The 16,293-nt window shown below is 69.2% G+C and carries 11 protein-coding genes; 2 read left to right on the top strand and 9 right to left on the bottom strand.

Annotated elements, in window-relative coordinates; translation table 11 throughout:
* Positions 1-88 precede the first annotated feature (88 nt).
* The 7 genes from VEC03_RS04945 to scpA all read right to left on the bottom strand — a co-directional run bounded on the left by VEC03_RS04945 (position 89) and on the right by scpA (position 10,583).
* Positions 89-1,891, bottom strand: a complete 1,803-nt coding sequence (locus VEC03_RS04945) for an FAD-dependent oxidoreductase (RefSeq protein ID WP_324913121.1) — start codon at positions 1,889-1,891, stop codon at positions 89-91.
* 244 nt (positions 1,892-2,135) lie between these two features.
* On the bottom strand, positions 2,136-3,173 hold the full coding sequence (locus VEC03_RS04940) for a D-cysteine desulfhydrase (RefSeq protein WP_324913120.1): 1,038 nt from the start codon (positions 3,171-3,173) through the stop codon (positions 2,136-2,138).
* On the bottom strand, positions 3,160-3,663 hold the full coding sequence (locus VEC03_RS04935) for a VOC family protein (protein ID WP_324913119.1): 504 nt from the start codon (positions 3,661-3,663) through the stop codon (positions 3,160-3,162). The genes VEC03_RS04940 and VEC03_RS04935 overlap by 14 nt, the downstream gene beginning before the upstream one ends.
* A complete protein-coding gene (gene accC / locus VEC03_RS04930) occupies positions 3,660-5,711 on the bottom strand; it encodes an acetyl-CoA carboxylase biotin carboxylase subunit (RefSeq protein WP_324913117.1) in 2,052 nt (683 codons plus the stop codon). The genes VEC03_RS04935 and accC overlap by 4 nt, the downstream gene beginning before the upstream one ends.
* A gap of 108 nt (positions 5,712-5,819) precedes the next feature.
* Complete coding sequence (locus tag VEC03_RS04925) at positions 5,820-7,352, bottom strand: acyl-CoA carboxylase subunit beta (protein WP_324913116.1); 1,533 nt, start codon at positions 7,350-7,352, stop codon at positions 5,820-5,822.
* A 32-nt stretch (positions 7,353-7,384) separates the two neighbouring features.
* Positions 7,385-8,371 (bottom strand): methylmalonyl Co-A mutase-associated GTPase MeaB, encoded by a 987-nt coding sequence (gene meaB / locus VEC03_RS04920; protein WP_324913135.1) that lies wholly within the window; start codon positions 8,369-8,371, stop codon positions 7,385-7,387.
* 58 nt (positions 8,372-8,429) lie between these two features.
* A complete protein-coding gene (scpA, locus tag VEC03_RS04915; RefSeq protein WP_324913115.1) occupies positions 8,430-10,583 on the bottom strand; it encodes a methylmalonyl-CoA mutase in 2,154 nt (717 codons plus the stop codon).
* A gap of 105 nt (positions 10,584-10,688) precedes the next feature.
* On the opposite strand from scpA, the gene VEC03_RS04910 reads away from it, so the two are divergent.
* Entirely contained in the window at positions 10,689-11,324 is a 636-nt protein-coding gene (locus VEC03_RS04910; protein WP_324913113.1) for a GntR family transcriptional regulator, read from the top strand.
* 3 nt (positions 11,325-11,327) lie between these two features.
* Here VEC03_RS04910 and ispF read toward each other — a convergent pair whose 3' ends face one another.
* Complete coding sequence (gene ispF, locus VEC03_RS04905) at positions 11,328-11,801, bottom strand: 2-C-methyl-D-erythritol 2,4-cyclodiphosphate synthase (RefSeq protein WP_414708456.1); 474 nt, start codon at positions 11,799-11,801, stop codon at positions 11,328-11,330.
* 5 nt (positions 11,802-11,806) lie between these two features.
* Entirely contained in the window at positions 11,807-12,487 is a 681-nt protein-coding gene (ispD, locus tag VEC03_RS04900; protein WP_324913111.1) for a 2-C-methyl-D-erythritol 4-phosphate cytidylyltransferase, read from the bottom strand.
* A gap of 126 nt (positions 12,488-12,613) precedes the next feature.
* Here ispD and mfd point away from each other — a divergent pair, with 126 nt between their 5' ends.
* Positions 12,614-16,060 carry a transcription-repair coupling factor gene (gene mfd / locus VEC03_RS04895; protein WP_324913109.1) on the top strand — a complete coding sequence of 1,149 codons (3,447 nt, stop codon included), beginning with the start codon at positions 12,614-12,616 and terminating at the stop codon, positions 16,058-16,060.
* Positions 16,061-16,293: the final 233 nt, after the last annotated feature.

The raw sequence follows: 16,293 nt of genomic DNA, 5'->3' as shown, positions 1-16,293 counted from the left end.
AGGATCGCACGGGCGAACAACTCGTTGGCGGAAGCCGATCCGGAACCGTTGACGTTCGCGAACTTGACGACGAAGTCGTTAACGGCGGCTAGTGCTTGTGGCATGCGTGCTCCGCTTGAGCCATTTCCATGTAGTACTTGCGCATGTCCCACGCGCCGGTCGGGCAGCGCTCGGCGCACAGCCCGCAATGCAGGCAGACGTCCTCGTCCTTGACCATGATGCGGCCCGTCTTGAGCGGCCCGCCGACGTACAGGTCCTGCGCCAGGTTCAGGGCCGGGGCCTTGAGGCGCTGCCGCAGTTCCTGCTCCTCGCCGTCCTCGGTGAAGGTGATGCAGTCCATGGGGCAGATGTCCACGCAGGCATCGCACTCGATGCAGGCGCTCTCGGTGAACACGGTCTGCACGTCGCAGTTGAGGCAGCGCTGCGCCTCCTTGAACGCGGTGGCGGCATCGAAGCCCAGCTCCACCTCCACCTTGATGCTGGCCAGGGCCTGCGCGGCCTTGGCCCAGGGCACCTTGTAGCGCACGTCCAGCGAGGTGTCGTTGTCGTAGCTCCACTCGTGGATGCCCATCTTCTGGGACATCAGGTTCGTCATGGGCGCGGGGCGCGTCGCCGTGTCCAGCCCGTTGAGGAAGCGGTCGATGGACACCGCGGCCTCGTGCCCGTGGGCCACGGCGGTGATGATGTTCTTCGGCCCGTAGGCGGCGTCGCCGCCGAAGAAGACCTTGGGCAGCGTGGACTGGAAGCTGTCCCTGCCCAGCTTGGGCAGGCCGCCCTCGTCGAACAGGATGCCGCAGTCGCGCTCGATCCAGGGGAAGGCGTTCTCCTGCCCCACCGCCACCAGCACCTCGTCGCAGGCGAAGAACACGTCCGGCTCGCCGGTGGGCACCAGGCTGCGCCGGCCCTTGGCGTCGTACTGGGCCTTCACCCGCTCGAAGGTCATGCCCGTCAGCCGCCCGTCCTCGTGGACGAAAGCCTTGGGCACGTGATAGTTGAGGATGGGGATGCCCTCGTGCATGGCATCCTCCTTCTCCCAGGGCGAGGCCTTCATCTCCTCGAAGCCGCTGCGCACGATGACCTTGACGTCCTCGCCGCCCAGGCGGCGCGCCGACCGGCAGCAGTCCATGGCCGTGTTGCCGCCGCCCAGCACGATCACCCGCTTGCCGACCCTGGTGACGTGGCCGAAGGACACCGAGGCCAGCCACTCGATGCCGACGTGGATCTGCGCAGCGGCCTCGCGCCGGCCGGGGATGTCCAGGTCGCGCCCGCGCGGGGCGCCGCAGCCGACGAAGATGGCGTCGAAGTCCTGCGCCAGCAGTTCCTTCATGGAGTCAATGCGCCGGCCGGCCTCGAAGTGCACGCCCAGGTCGAGGATGTAGCCGGTCTCCTCCTCGATCACCGACTCGGGCAGCCGGAAGCGCGGGATCTGGGTCCACATGAAGCCGCCGGCCTTGGCTTCGCTGTCGAACACCGTGACGTCGTAGCCCAGCGGTGCCAAGTCGCGCGCGACGGTGAGCGACGCCGGGCCGGCGCCGACGCAGGCGATGCGCTTGCCGTTGCGGGGGCCCGCCTTGGGCATGCGGCCGCGCACGTCGTCCTTGAGGTCGGCCGTGACCCGCTTGAGGCGGCAGATCGCGACCGGCTCCGGCCGCTGCGACTGCGATTCCTCCACCCGGCTGCGCCGGCAGGCCGGTTCACAGGGCCGGTCGCAGGTGCGCCCGAGGATGCCCGGGAAGACGTTGGACACCCAGTTGACCATGTAGGCGTCGCTGTAGCGACCCTGCGCGATCAGCCGGATGTATTCGGGGACGGGGGTGTGGGCGGGACAGGCGTACTGGCAATCGACGACCTTGTGGAAATAGGCCGGATTCGCGGTGTCGGTTCGCTGCAAGGCTGGGACTCCTTTGCCATGCCCGCCAGCGCCTTGCTGCCCTGCCGGGAAGGGGCGGCAGGCCCCCTCCCCGCACTATTGCTCGCGAGCATGGCCCGGGCCCCTCGGGCTAACCCGAAGCCGCAGCCTCAACCTTGAGCCATCTCCCGCGCAGGTGGGTCCAGTGCCACCGCGGAACCGGCTCTGCCGGGCCGCTGGTGGCGCCCCTTGAGGGGAAGCGCCGAAGGCGCCTCGGGGTGGTCCTTTAATCCGCTGGAGGCGCTTCGCCCAGCACCACGCCCTCGTAGGCGTGCAGCGAGGGCAGCCCACCGGTGTGCAGGAACAGCACGTTCTCGTCGGGCTGGAAGAAGCCCTTGCGCGCCAGGCCGATCAGCCCGGCCATGATCTTGCCGGTGTAGACCGGATCCAGCGGGATGCCCTCGGTGCGGGCCAGCAGCTGCACCGCCTCGACCATGGCCGCGTTCGGCACCGAGTACTTCGGTTGCCAGTAGCCGCCGATGCTCTGGACCGCCTCGCGCGGAACCTTCAGGCCGGTGCCCAGCAGGTCCATCACGGCCTGGGCCTCCTTGAACACCAGCGGTTCCTGGTCGGCCGGATCGCGGCTGACGCCGATGCCCACGATGGGGATGCGGATGTTGTTGCCCAGGAAGCCGGCCAGCAGCCCGCCATGGGTGCCGGAGCTGCCGGAGCCGACCACCACCCGGTCGATCCGCAGGCCCTGCTCGAATAGCTGCTGCTGCAGCTCCTGCGCGCAGGCCACGTAGCCCAGCCCGCCCAGCGCGTTGGAGCCGCCGCCAGGGATGATGTAGCCCTTGCGGCCCTCGGCCGCCAGCGCGTCGGCCACCTTCTGCATCGCGGCGGCCATGTCGCTGCCGCCGGGCACCACGGTGATGGCCTCCACGCCCATCAGGCGGAACATGAAGTTGTTGCCGCTGGCCTGCTCGTCGTAGCTGTTGGCCACGCGCTCCTCGATCACGAAGCGGCACTTCAGGCCTTCCTTCACCGCCGCCGCCAGCGTGATGCGGCAGTGGTTGGACTGCGGCGCGCCGCAGGTGACCAGGGTGTCGGCGCCCTGCTGCAGCGCGTCGGCGACCAGGAACTCCAGCTTGCGCGTCTTGTTGCCGCCGGGGTACAGCCCCAGCATGTCGTCGCGCTTGATCCAGATGCGAGGACCCTTGCCGTCGGGGCACGATTTCGCGAGGGCGGCGCTGAAGTGGGGGAGGAATTCGATCGGGGTGGCGAAGGGCGTGTAGCGCCGGCGGGGAAATCTAGACAGGTCCATGGTCCGATTGTCCCGCAAGCGCAGCGAACGCCCTGACCACCTCGGGCGGAGCCTGCACCAGCTCGATCAGTACTCCCTCGCCGCCGATCGGGAACTGCTCGTTGCCCTTGGGGTGGATGAAGCAGATGTCGAAGCCGGCCGCACCCTGCCGGATGCCGCCGGGCGCGAAGCGCACGCCCTGCCCTTCCAGCCACTTCACGGCCGCGGGCAGGTCGTCGATCCACAGCCCGACGTGGTTCAGCGGCGTGGCCTGGACCGCGGGCTTCTTCTCCGGGTCCAGCGGCTGCATCAGGTCGACTTCGACCTTGAACGGGCCGGTCCCGAGCGCGCAGATGTCCTCGTCCACGTTCTCGCGGTCGCTGCGGTAGGTGCCGGTGATCTCGAGGCCGAAGATGTCGACCCAGAGCTTGCGCAGCTGCTGCTTGTCGGTTCCGCCGATGGCGATCTGCTGGACACCCAGCACCTGGAAGGGTCTTGCGCTTGCGCTCATGCCTCGAACTCCACGATCGGTTGGTCCACCGCCAGCGATTCGCCCTTGGCGGCCAGCACCTTGGCGACCACCCCGTCGGCGCTGGCGAACAGCACGTTCTCCATCTTCATGGCCTCGATCACCGCCACGCGCTCGCCGGCCTGCACCTTCTGGCCCGGCTGCACGGCCACGTCCACCAGCAGGCCCGGCATGGGCGAGAGCACGTAGCGGCTCATGTCCGGCGGCGCCTTGTAGGGCATCAGGGCCTGCAGTTGCGCGGCGCGCGGGGTGAACACCATGGCGGCCAGCCGGGTGCCGTTGTGGCTGACGGCGATGGCCAGCGGGTTCTTGGGCAGCCCGCGTTCGACCAGGGCCTTGAACGGCTGGCCGTCGACGGTGCCGCGGATGCGCGCGCCGCCCAGGTGCCAGCTGGAGCAGATCTCGTAGCGGCGGCCATTGGTCTCGACCACGCTGGAACCGGACACGGCCTGGAAGTCCGTCACCCGGGCCGGCTGGCGCCGGCCCTCGCCGCCCTCGCCCAGCGTGACCACCACGAAGTCCTCGCCGACCCGGAACTCGTGGCCGCGCATCTGGCCGCTGATGCCGGCCGAGCGCTGCAGGATGCGGCGGTTCACGTAGGCGACCAGCGCCACCAGGAAGTCCGGATCCTCGTGCTGCACGTCCTCGGCCCGGAAGCCGCCGGCGTAGTGCTCGGCGATGAAGCCGGTGTTGAAGCGCCCGGCGACGAAGTCCGGGTGCGCCAGCAGCGCCGACTGGAAGGGCACGTTGCTGGAGATGCCGCGGATGACGAAGGCGTTCAGCGCGTCGCGCATCTTCGCGATCGCGTCGGGGCGGTCCGACCCGTGCACGATCAGCTTGGCGATCATGGAGTCGTAGTACATCGGGATCTCGCCGCCTTCCATCACCCCGGTGTCCACGCGCACGCCGAACCGGTGCTCCGGGTCGGCCGCCCACATGGATTCGCGCGGGGGCTGGAAGCGCACCAGCCGGCCCGTGGAGGGCAGGAAGTTGCGGAACGGATCCTCGGCGTTGATGCGGCACTCGATGGCCCAGCCTTCGCGCTTCACTTCGGCCTGGGTGATGGGCAGCTTCTCGCCGGCCGCCACCCGGATCATCAGCTCGACCAGGTCCAGCCCGGTGATGCACTCGGTGACCGGGTGCTCCACCTGCAGCCGGGTGTTCATCTCCAGGAAGTAGAACGACTGGTCCTTGCCGACCACGAATTCCACCGTCCCCGCGCTCTGGTACTTCACGGCCTTGGCCAGCGCCACCGCCTGCTCGCCCATGGCCTTGCGCGTCTCGTCGCTGATGAAGGGCGACGGCGCCTCCTCGATCACTTTCTGGTGGCGCCGCTGGATGGAGCACTCGCGCTCGTTCAGGTAGACCACGTTGCCGTGGGCGTCGCCCAGCACCTGGATCTCGATGTGGCGCGGCTCCTCGACGAACTTCTCGATGAACACGCGGTCGTCGCCGAAGCTGTTGCGCGCCTCGTTGCGGCAGGAGGTGAAGCCCTCCAGCGCTTCCTTGTCGTTCCAAGCCACCCGCAGGCCCTTGCCACCGCCGCCGGCGCTGGCCTTGATCATCACCGGATAGCCGATGTCGCGCGCGATCTCCACCGCCCGCTCGGCCGACTCGATCGCGTCGTTCCAGCCGGGAATCGTGTTGACCTTGGCTTCCTTGGCCAGCTTCTTGGACGCGATCTTGTCGCCCATGGCGGCGATCGAGTGGTGCTTGGGGCCGATGAAGGCGATGCCTTCCTCCTCCACCTGCCGCGCGAAGGCCTCGTTCTCCGACAGGAAGCCGTAGCCGGGGTGTACCGCCTGCGCGCCGGTGCGCTTGCAGGCCTCGATGATGCGGTCGGCGCGCAGGTAGCTGTCACGGCTGGGCGCCGCCCCGATGTGCACCGCCTCGTCGGCCAGCTGCACGTGGCGCGCGTCGCGGTCGGCATCGGAGTAGACCGCCACGGTCTTGATGCCCATCTTGCGGGCCGTCTTGATCACGCGGCAGGCGATCTCGCCGCGGTTTGCGATAAGGATCTTGTCAAACATCTTCTTGCTCCATCACCCTCCTGGTCATCCCCGCGAAGGCGGGGATCCAGTGCTTTCCTCCGACGCCGGACTGGATTCCCGCCTGCGCGGGAATGACGGAACCTCTGCTCACAGCGGGATGTTCCCGTGCTTCCTCCACGGGTTCTCCAGCTTCTTGTCCCTGAGCATCACCAGCGAGCGGCAGATGCGCTTGCGGGTCTCGTGCGGCAGGATCACGTCGTCGATGAAGCCGCGGGCGCCGGCGACGAAGGGGTTGGCGAAGCGGGCCTTGTACTCGGCCTCGCGGGCGGCCAGCTTGGCCGGGTCGTTCTTGTCCTCGCGGAAGATGATCTCCACCGCGCCCTTGGCGCCCATCACCGCGATCTCGGCGTTCGGCCAGGCGAAGTTGACGTCGCCGCGCAGGTGCTTGGAGCTCATCACGTCGTAGGCGCCGCCGTAGGCCTTGCGCGTGATCACGGTCACCTTGGGCACCGTGCACTCCGCATAGGCGAACAGCAGCTTGGCGCCGTGCTTGATGATGCCGCCGTACTCCTGGCTGGTGCCGGGCATGAAGCCGGGCACGTCGACGAAGGTGATCACCGGGATGTTGAAGGCGTCGCAGAAGCGCACGAAGCGCGCCGCCTTGATCGAGCTCTTGATGTCCAGGCAGCCGGCCAGCACCAGCGGCTGGTTGGCCACGATGCCCACCGTCTGGCCCTCCATGCGGGCGAAGCCGATCACGATGTTCTTCGCGTACTCCGGCTGCAGCTCGAAGAAGTCGCCGTCGTCCACCGTCTTGGTGATCAGCTCCTTCATGTCGTAGGGCTTGTTCGGGTTGTCCGGCACCAGCGTGTCCAGCGAGTAGTCCATCCGGTCCACCGGGTCGTTGCTGGGCCGGGTGGGCGGCTTCTCGCGGTTGTTCAGCGGCAGGTAGCTGTACAGGCGCCGCAGCATCTCCAGCGCCTCGACGTCGTTCTCGAAGGCCAGGTCGGCCACGCCGCTGCGGGTGGTGTGGGTGGTGGCACCGCCCAGCTCCTCGGCCGTCACCTCCTCGTGCGTCACCGTCTTCACCACCTCGGGGCCGGTGACGAACATGTAGGAGCTGTCGCGCACCATGAAGATGAAGTCGGTCATGGCCGGCGAATACACCGCGCCGCCCGCGCACGGGCCCATGATCAGGCTGATCTGCGGGATGACGCCGGAAGCCAGCACGTTGCGCTGGAACACATCGGCATAGCCGCCCAGCGAGGCCACGCCTTCCTGGATGCGCGCCCCGCCCGAGTCGTTCAGGCCGATCACCGGCGCGCCGACCTTCATCGCCTGGTCCATCACCTTGCAGATCTTCTCGGCGTGTGCCTCCGACAGCGCGCCGCCGAACACGGTGAAGTCCTGGCTGAACACGAAGACCAGGCGTCCGTTGATCATCCCGTAGCCAGTGACCACGCCGTCGCCGGGAATCTTGTTGTCCGCCATGCCGAAGTCGTGGCAGCGGTGCTCGACGAACATGTCCCATTCCTCGAACGTGCCCTCGTCCAGCAGCAGCTCGATGCGCTCGCGCGCGGTGAGCTTGCCCTTCTTGTGCTGCGCCTCGATGCGCTTGGTGCCGCCGCCCAGGCGCGCGGCCGCCCGCTTCTTCTCCAGTTGGTCCAGGATGTCCTGCATTGCTCTTCTCCGGGGTGTTCCGTCGTCGTGTGTCAGTCTTGTGCGCGCCAGGTCGCCAGCAGGCGCCGGGCCGCGGTGGAGGCGGGCAGCTGGCCGCCCTCGACCTCGGCGGTCAGTTCCGGCAGCAGGGCCTGCACCTGCGGGTGCTGCCGGAAGTCCTGCCGCAGCCCGCTTTCGATGCGCTCCCACATCCAGGCGCGGGCCTGGTGGCGGCGCCGGCCGGCCAGTTCGCCGCTGGCCTGGCGCAGCTCGCGGAAGCGGCTCACGGCCGCCCAGAAGCGGTCCACGCCCTCGGCCTTGAGGGCGCTGATCTGCAGCACCTGCGGCTGCCACGAGCCGCGCTCGCGTCCCTGCTGCGTGAACAGGCGCAGCGCGCTGGTGATCTGGGCCTGGGCCCGGGTGGCGGCGGCCGCATCGATGTCGGCCTTGTTGATCACCACCAGGTCGGCCAGCTCCATCACGCCCTTCTTGATCGCCTGCAGGTCGTCGCCCGCGTTGGGCAGCTGCAGCAGCACGAACATGTCGGTCATGCCGGACACCGCGGTCTCGCTCTGGCCGACGCCGACCGTCTCGACGATCACCACGTCGTAGCCGGCGGCCTCGCACACCAGCATCGCCTCGCGCGTCTTCTCGGCCACCCCGCCCAGGGTCCCGCCCGAGGGGCTGGGCCGGATGTAGGCCTGCTCGTCGGCCGAGAGCTTCTCCATCCGGGTCTTGTCGCCCAGGATGGAGCCGCCCGACACGCTGCTGGAGGGGTCGATGGTCAGCACCGCGACCCGGTGCCCCTGTCCGATCAGGTACAGGCCCAGGCTCTCGATGAAGGTGCTCTTGCCCACGCCGGGCACGCCGGAGATGCCCAGCCGGAACGACTGGCCGGTGCGGGGCAGCAGCGCGGTCAGGAGCTCGTCGGCCTGCGCGCGATGGTCGGCGCGGGTGGACTCCAGCAGCGTGATGGCCTTGGCCATGGCGCGGCGCTGGGCGGGGCCAGCCGGCCCCGTCACCGCCGGCGCGAGGCTCATTGGCACGGGGTCCCCGCCTTCGCGGGAACGGCGCGTTTCATCGCGTCGCGGACGCGATTCACCGCGCCGCCTTCCGGATCTGCTCCAGCACGTCCTTGGCGCTGGCCGGGATGGGCGTGCCGGGGCCGTAGATGCCCTTCACGCCCGCTTCGTAGAGGTAGTCGTAGTCCTGCTGCGGCACCACGCCGCCGACGAACACGATGATGTCGTCGGCGCCCTGCTTCTTCAGCTCCGCCAGGATCGCCGGCACCAGCGTCTTGTGGCCGGCGGCCAGGGTGGACACGCCGACGGCGTGCACGTCGTTCTCGATCGCCTGGCGGGCGCACTCCTCGGGGGTCTGGAACAGCGGCCCGATGTCCACGTCGAAGCCCAGGTCGGCGAAGGCGGTGGCCACCACCTTGGAGCCGCGGTCGTGCCCGTCCTGGCCCAGCTTGGCGATCATCACCCGCGGGCGCCGGCCCTGTTCCTTCGCGAACTGGTCGATCTCGCCCTTCAGCTTGTCCCAGCCCTCGGCCGAGTCGTAGGCAGCTGCATACACGCCGGTCACCTTCTGCGTATCGGCGCGGTGGCGCCCGAAGACCTTCTCCAATGCATCCGACACCTCGCCGACCGTGGCACGCAGGCGGATCGCCCGGATGCTCAGGTCCAGCAGGTTGCCCTCGCCGCTCTTGGCCGCGGCGGTGAGCGCGTCCAGCGCCGACTTCACCGCGGCCGCGTCGCGCGTGGCCCGGATCTTCTGCAGGCGCGCGACCTGCTGCTCGCGCACCTTGTGGTTGTCCACTTCCAGGATCTCGACCGGGTCTTCCTTGGGAAGGCGGTACTTGTTGACCCCGACGATCACGTCCTTGCCCGAGTCGATGCGGGCCTGCTTCTCGGCGGCCGCCGCCTCGATCTTCAGCTTGGCCCAGCCCGAGTCCACGGCGCGCGTCATGCCGCCCATGGCCTCGACCTCCTCGATGATCTTCCAGGCGGCGTCGGCCATGTCCTGGGTCAGCTTCTCCATCATGTAGCTGCCGGCCCAGGGATCGATCACGTCGGTGACGTGGCTCTCCTCCTGGATGATCAGCTGGGTGTTGCGCGCGATGCGCGAGGAGAATTCCGACGGCAGCGCGATCGCCTCGTCGAAGCTGTTGGTGTGCAGCGACTGCGTGCCGCCGAACACCGCCGCCATCGCCTCGATGGTGGTGCGCACCACGTTGTTGTACGGGTCCTGCTCGGTCAGCGACCAGCCCGAGGTCTGGCAGTGCGTGCGCAGCATCAGGCTGCGGGGGTTCTTCGCGCCGAAGCCCTTCATGATGCGGCACCACAGCAGGCGGGCGGCGCGCATCTTGGCGATCTCCAGGTAGAAGTTCATGCCGATCGCCCAGAAGAACGACAGGCGCCCGGCGAAGGCGTCCACGTCCAGGCCCTTGGCCATGGCGGTCTTCACGTACTCCTTGCCGTCGGCCAGCGTGAAGGCCAGCTCCAGCGCCTGGTTCGCGCCCGCCTCCTGCATGTGGTAGCCGGAGATCGAGATCGAGTTGAACTTCGGCATCTTCTCCGCCGTGTAGGCGATGATGTCGCCCACGATCCGCATGCTCGGTTCCGGCGGGTAGATGTAGGTGTTGCGGACCATGAACTCCTTGAGGATGTCGTTCTGGATGGTCCCGGACAGCTGGTCCTGCGCCACGCCCTGCTCCTCGGCCGCCACCACGTAGCCGGCCAGCACGGGCAGCACGGCGCCGTTCATGGTCATGGACACGCTCACCTTGTCCAGCGGGATGCCGTCGAACAGGATCTTCATGTCCTCCACCGAGTCGATCGCCACGCCGGCCTTGCCGACGTCGCCGGTCACGCGCGGGTGGTCGCTGTCGTAGCCGCGGTGGGTGGCCAGGTCGAAGGCCACCGACACGCCCTGGCCGCCGCGCTCCAGGCCCAGGCGGTAGAAGGCGTTGGACTCCTCGGCGGTGGAGAAGCCGGCGTACTGGCGGATGGTCCAGGGCCGCGAGGCGTACATGGTCGCCTGCGGGCCGCGGATGTAGGGCTCGAAGCCGGGCAGCGTGTCGGTGTGCGGCAGGCCCTGCAGGTCGGCCGCCGTGTACAGCGGCTTGACGGTGATGCCGTCGGGCGTGACCCAGTTCAGCGCGGCGGGGTCACCGCCGGGGGCGGACTTGGCGGCGGCCTTGGCCCACTCGGCCAGGCTGGCGGTCTTGAATTCGGAGTCGGAGCTCATGGGAGGGTTGTTCCGGAGATCCCGGCATTTTACCTGATTCATAATTATTGATGCAAAATGCGCAGGCCCCGTCGCCTGCCTGGTTCCGCTACCCGCCACCCATCCATGTCCGCCGTCTCGCTCGCTCCCCGCGCCCTCTACGAAGAGGTGGCGGAACTGCTGCGCCAGCGCATCTTCCGGCGCGAGCTGGAGCCGGGTGCATGGATCGACGAGGTGAAGATCGCGCAGGAGTACGGCATCAGCCGCACGCCCATGCGCGAGGCGCTCAAGGTGCTGGCCGCCGAAGGCCTGGTGACCATGAAGGTGCGGCGCGGCGCCTACGTCACCGAGGTGTCGGAAGAGGACCTGGCCGAGGTCTACCACCTGCTCGCGCTGCTGGAGAGCGACGCCGCCGCCGTGGCGGCGTCACGTGCCAGCGAGGCCGAGTTGCGTGAACTACAGGTTCTGCACAAGGAACTGGAAGGCGCCGTGCGCAGCCGCGAGAAGTTCTTCGCCATCAACGAGCGCTTCCACATGCGCCTGCTGGAGATCGCCGGCAACCGCTGGCGCAACCAGATGGTGGCCGACCTGCGCAAGGTCATGAAGCTGCACCGGCACAACTCGCTGTTCAAGTCCGGCCGCATCGAGGAGAGCCTGGCGGAGCACCGGCTCGTGATGAAGGCGCTCGAGCAGCGCGACGCGGCCGCGGCGCAGCAGCGCATGCAGGAGCACTTCAGGAACGGGCTGGAAGCGGCGGGCTGAAGTTCAGTCCTGCAGCAGCAGCACGACGGCCCGCGCCTCGATGCTCTGCCCCTGCCCCACCGGTCCCAGCCGCTCGGCCGTCTTGGCCTTCACGTTCACCTGGCCCGGCGCGAGGCCCAGTGCCTGTGCGATGCGATCGCGCATCGCGTCGATGTGCGGCGCCAGCTTCGGCGCCTGCGCGACCACCGTGCTGTCCACGTTGGCGATGGTCCAGCCGGCGGCCCCCACCCGCGCCGCGGCTTCCTTCAGCAGCCCCACCGAATCGGCGCCCTTGAACCGGTCGTCGGTATCCGGGAAATGCCGGCCGATGTCGCCCAGCCCGGCGCCGCCCAGCAGCGCGTCGGTGATCGCGTGCAGCAGCACGTCGGCGTCCGAGTGGCCCAGCAGGCCGCGTTCGTAGGGCACGGTCACGCCGCCGATCACCAGCGGGCGTCCCGGCACCAGCGCGTGCACGTCCCAACCTTCGCCGATCCGCATCGCCTTCATCGCATCCTGCTCCCCAGCAGCGCCTCGGCCAGGGCGAAATCCTCCGGCCAGGTCACCTTGATGTTGTCCGCGCTGCCGGGCACCAGCAGCGGCTTCAGGCCCAGCCCTTCGACGGCGGAGGCCTCGTCCGTCACGCTGCCGGCATGGTCCAGCGCGCGCCGCAGCAGCCCCAGCGGGAACATCTGCGGCGTCTGCGCCAGCCATTTGTGCTGGCGCGGCAGCGTCCGGCCGGCGCGGCCGCCGTCCTCTTCCTTCAGCGTGTCGGCCAGCGGCTGGGCCAGCAGCCCGCCGACCTCGTCGCCGATGCAGGCATCGATCAGCCGCTCGACCTGCGCCGGCCGCAGCAGGCAGCGCGCGGCATCGTGCACCAGCACCCAGTCGGCGTCCTGCGCGCCACGCGCCTTCAGTTCGGCCAGACCGTTGGCGACGCTCTGCGCACGGGTCTCGCCGCCGCAGTTCGCCACCTGCCAGCCCGGCCCCCGGGGCATGCGCTCGTCGCCCGGCGCGACCACCACCAGCACGGAGCTGATGCGCGGCACCCGCAGGAAGACGTCCAGCGTGTGCAGCACCAGCATGCGCCCGGCCAGCAGCTCGTACTGCTTGGGCCCGGCCGTGCCCGCGCGGCTGCCCGAGCCCCCGGCGGGGATGAGGACGTGGCAGGTCGGGGAGGCGTTCACGAAGGGTCCTTGTCCACCGGCGCGGATGGCCATGATGGGCCTGCGCGGGGACGGGCCATTCTAGAATCCCGCCCACACCCCTCACGTTCGCCGTGCGGGGTGTTCGCGTTTGTTCCGCACCCCCTGATGGACCTTCCCAAGCTTTCTCCCGGCAAGCGATTCGCCTTGCCGCGCCCGCCCGGCTCCGCCGACGCGCTGCTGCTGGCCCGCCTGGCCGAGCGCGAGCACGCCGCCGGGCGCCCGGTGGCGATCGTCACCGCCGACGCCACCGACGCGCGCCGCCTGCTGGACGAACTGGCGTTCTTCGCGCCGGACCTGCGCAGCTGCCTGTTCCCCGACTGGGAAACGCTGCCCTACGACAGCTTCTCGCCGCACCAGGACCTGATCAGCGAGCGCCTGGCCACGCTCTGGCGCATCTCGCAGGGCGAGGCCGACGTGGTGATCGTGCCGGCGACCACGGCGCTGTACCGGGTCGCGCCGCCGGCGTTCCTCGCCCGCTACACCTTCCACTTCAAGGACAAGCAGAAGCTGGAGGAAGCGCGGCTCAAGGCCCAGCTCACGCTGGCCGGCTACAACCACGTGACGCAGGTGGTCAGTCCCGGCGAGTACGCGGTGCGCGGGGGCCTGATCGACCTGTTCCCCATGGGCTCGCCGGTGCCCTACCGCGTCGACCTGTTCGACGACGAGATCGATTCGATCCGCACCTTCGACCCCGACAGCCAGCGCAGCCTGTATCCGGTGCCCGAGGTGCGCCTGCTGCCCGGCCGCGAGTTCCCCATGGACGACGATGCGCGGGCCAAGTTCCGGCATCGCTGGCGCGAGCTGCTGGAGGGCGATCCCACGCGCAGCCGCATCTACAAGGACATGGGCAACGGCGTGGCGACCGCCGGCATCGAGTACTACCTGCCGTTGTTCTTCGACGAGACCGCGACGGTGTTCGACTACCTGGGCGCGCAGGCCACGCTGGTGCTGCACGGCGACCTGGAGCCGGCGTTCCAGCGCTTCTGGCAGGACACCCGCGAGCGCCATCGCCTGCTGCAGGGGGACCCAGACCGGCCCATCCTGCCGCCCGAGGCGCTGTTCCTGACCACCGAGCAGTTCTACGGCAGGGCCAACGAACACGCGCAACTGGCGATCCGCCCGGGCGTGCAGGACGTGGCAGACAGCGCCCTGTTCCAGAAGCTGCCCGAGCTGTCGGTGGTGCGCGGCGCCGAGGAGCCGCTGGCGCGCTTCAAGCAGCACCTGGGCGCATCGCAGCACCGGGTGCTGGTGCTGGCCGAGAGCGCCGGCCGGCGCGAGAGCCTGCTGGACTTCCTGCGCGCCAGCCAGCTGAGCGTGCCGACCTTCGATTCGCTGGAGGAGTTCCAGGGCAGCGACGAGAAGCTGGGCATCGCCACCGCGGCGCTGGTGGAAGGCTTCGCCTGGCCGGAAGCCGCGATCGACTTCGTCACCGAAACCGAGCTGTTCGCCGCCGGCCCCACCACCCGGCGCCGCCGCCGGCAGGAGCAGGTCAGCGACGTCGAGTCCCTGATCAAGGACCTGTCGGAGCTGAACGTGGGGGACCCGGTGGTGCACGCCCAGCACGGCATCGGCCGCTACAAGGGCCTGGTCAACATGGACCTGGGCCAGGGCAGCACCGAGTTCCTGCACCTGGAATACGCCGATAAGGCCACGCTCTACGTGCCGGTCAGCCAGCTGCACCAGATCAGCCGCTACACCGGCGTGTCGGCCGACGAGGCGCCGCTGCACAAGCTGGGCTCGGGCCAGTGGGAGAAGGCCAAGCGCAAGGCCGCCGAGCAGGTGCGCGACACGGCCGCCGAGCTGCTGAACATCTACGCCCGCCGCGCCGCGCGCGAGGGCCACGCGTTCCGCTTCTCGCCGCAGGACTACGAGGTGTTCGCCAACGACTTCGGCTTCGAGGAGACGGCCGACCAGAACGCGGCCATCCACGCGGTGATCCAGGACATGATCTCGCCGCGGCCCATGGACCGGCTGGTGTGCGGCGACGTGGGCTTCGGCAAGACCGAGGTGGCGCTGCGCGCCGCCTTCATCGCCATCACCGGCGGCAAGCAGGTCGCTTTCCTCGCGCCCACCACGCTGCTGGCCGAGCAGCACTACCAGACGCTGGTCGACCGCTTCTCGCGCTGGCCGGTGAAGGTGGCGGAGATGAGCCGCTTCCGCTCGCAGAAGGAGATCACCGCCGCCGCCAAGGGCCTGGCCGACGGCAGCGTGGACATCGTGGTCGGCACCCACAAGCTGCTGTCGCCCAGCGTGCAGTTCAAGAACCTGGGCCTGCTCATCATCGACGAGGAGCATCGCTTCGGCGTGCGCCACAAGGAGGCGATGAAGGCCATGCGCGCCGAGGTGGACGTGCTGACGCTGACCGCCACCCCGATCCCGCGCACCCTGGGCATGGCGCTGGAGGGCCTGCGCGACCTGTCGGTGATCGCCACGGCGCCGCAGCGCCGGCTGGCGATCAAGACCTTCGTGCGCAACGAGGGCGGCGGCGTGATCCGCGAGGCCATCCTGCGCGAGCTCAAGCGCGGCGGGCAGGCCTACTTCCTGCACAACGAGGTCGAGACCATCGAGAACCGGCGCGAGCGGCTGCAGCAGCTGCTGCCGGAGGCCCGCATCGCGGTGGCCCACGGCCAGATGCCCGAGCGCGAGCTGGAGCGCGTGATGCGCGACTTCGTGGCCCAGCGCTTCAACGTGCTGCTGTGCTCGACCATCATCGAGACCGGCATCGACGTGCCCACCGCCAACACCATCGTCATCGCCCGCGCCGACAAGTTCGGGCTGGCGCAGCTGCACCAGCTGCGCGGCCGGGTGGGCCGCAGCCACCACCAGGCCTATGCCTACCTGATGGTGCCGGACACGGAGAGCCTGACCCGGCAGGCGTCGCAGCGGCTGGAGGCGATCCAGCAGATGGAGGAACTGGGCTCGGGCTTCTACCTGGCCATGCACGACCTGGAGATCCGCGGCGTCGGCGAGGTGCTGGGCGAGAACCAGAGCGGCAACATGCTGGAGGTGGGCTTCCAGCTGTACAACGAGATGCTGGCCGAGGCGGTCAGTTCGCTGAAGGCCGGCAAGGAGCCGGACCTGCTGGCGCCGCTGTCGGTCACCACCGAGATCAACCTGCATGCGCCCGCCCTGCTGCCCCACGACTACTGCGGCGACGTGCACCTGCGGCTGTCGTTCTACAAGAAGCTGGCAACGGCCAGGACCAGCGACCAGATCGACACGCTGATGGAGGAACTGGTCGACCGGTTCGGCAAGCTGCCGCCGCAGGCCCAGACGCTGATCGACGTGCACCGGCTGCGGGTGCTGGCGCGGCCCTATGGCGTGGCCAAGGTCGACGCCGCGCCGGGTGTCACCAACATCACCTTCCGCGCCAACCCGCCGGTGGACGCGATGCGCATCATCGAACTGGTGCAGAAGAACCGGCACATCAAGCTGGCCGGCAACGAGAAGCTGCGCATCGAGCGCGAGTTGAAGGAGCCCAAGGATCGCGCGCTGATGGTGCGGGACGTGCTGCGGTCGCTGGGGCAACCGAAGGTGGCGGAAGTGGCGTAAGGGCCATTCCGCGCCCCATCCACGTCATCCCCCACCCACGTCATCCCCGCGCAGGCGGGGATCCAGTGCTCCCGCATTGAGCAGCGCGCAAGGCGCGCGCATCTAGGCCGTCGAGTTGAGGGCGGGGGGCGCGGCGGGCGGCGCCGGACGTTGCTTCATGGTGGGGCGGTCCCTGCTCGCTGTGGCTCGCAGGGGCTTCCCGCGAAATTTCTCCGGCCTGGGGCGGGCGGCAT

Origin of the sequence: Ramlibacter sp., from assembly GCF_035627355.1 — a bacterium.
In the GTDB taxonomy this organism is placed as follows: domain Bacteria; phylum Pseudomonadota; class Gammaproteobacteria; order Burkholderiales; family Burkholderiaceae_C; genus Ramlibacter.
Note: the sequence above shows the minus strand (reverse complement) of the source record. Positions and strands in the feature narration are given on the sequence as shown.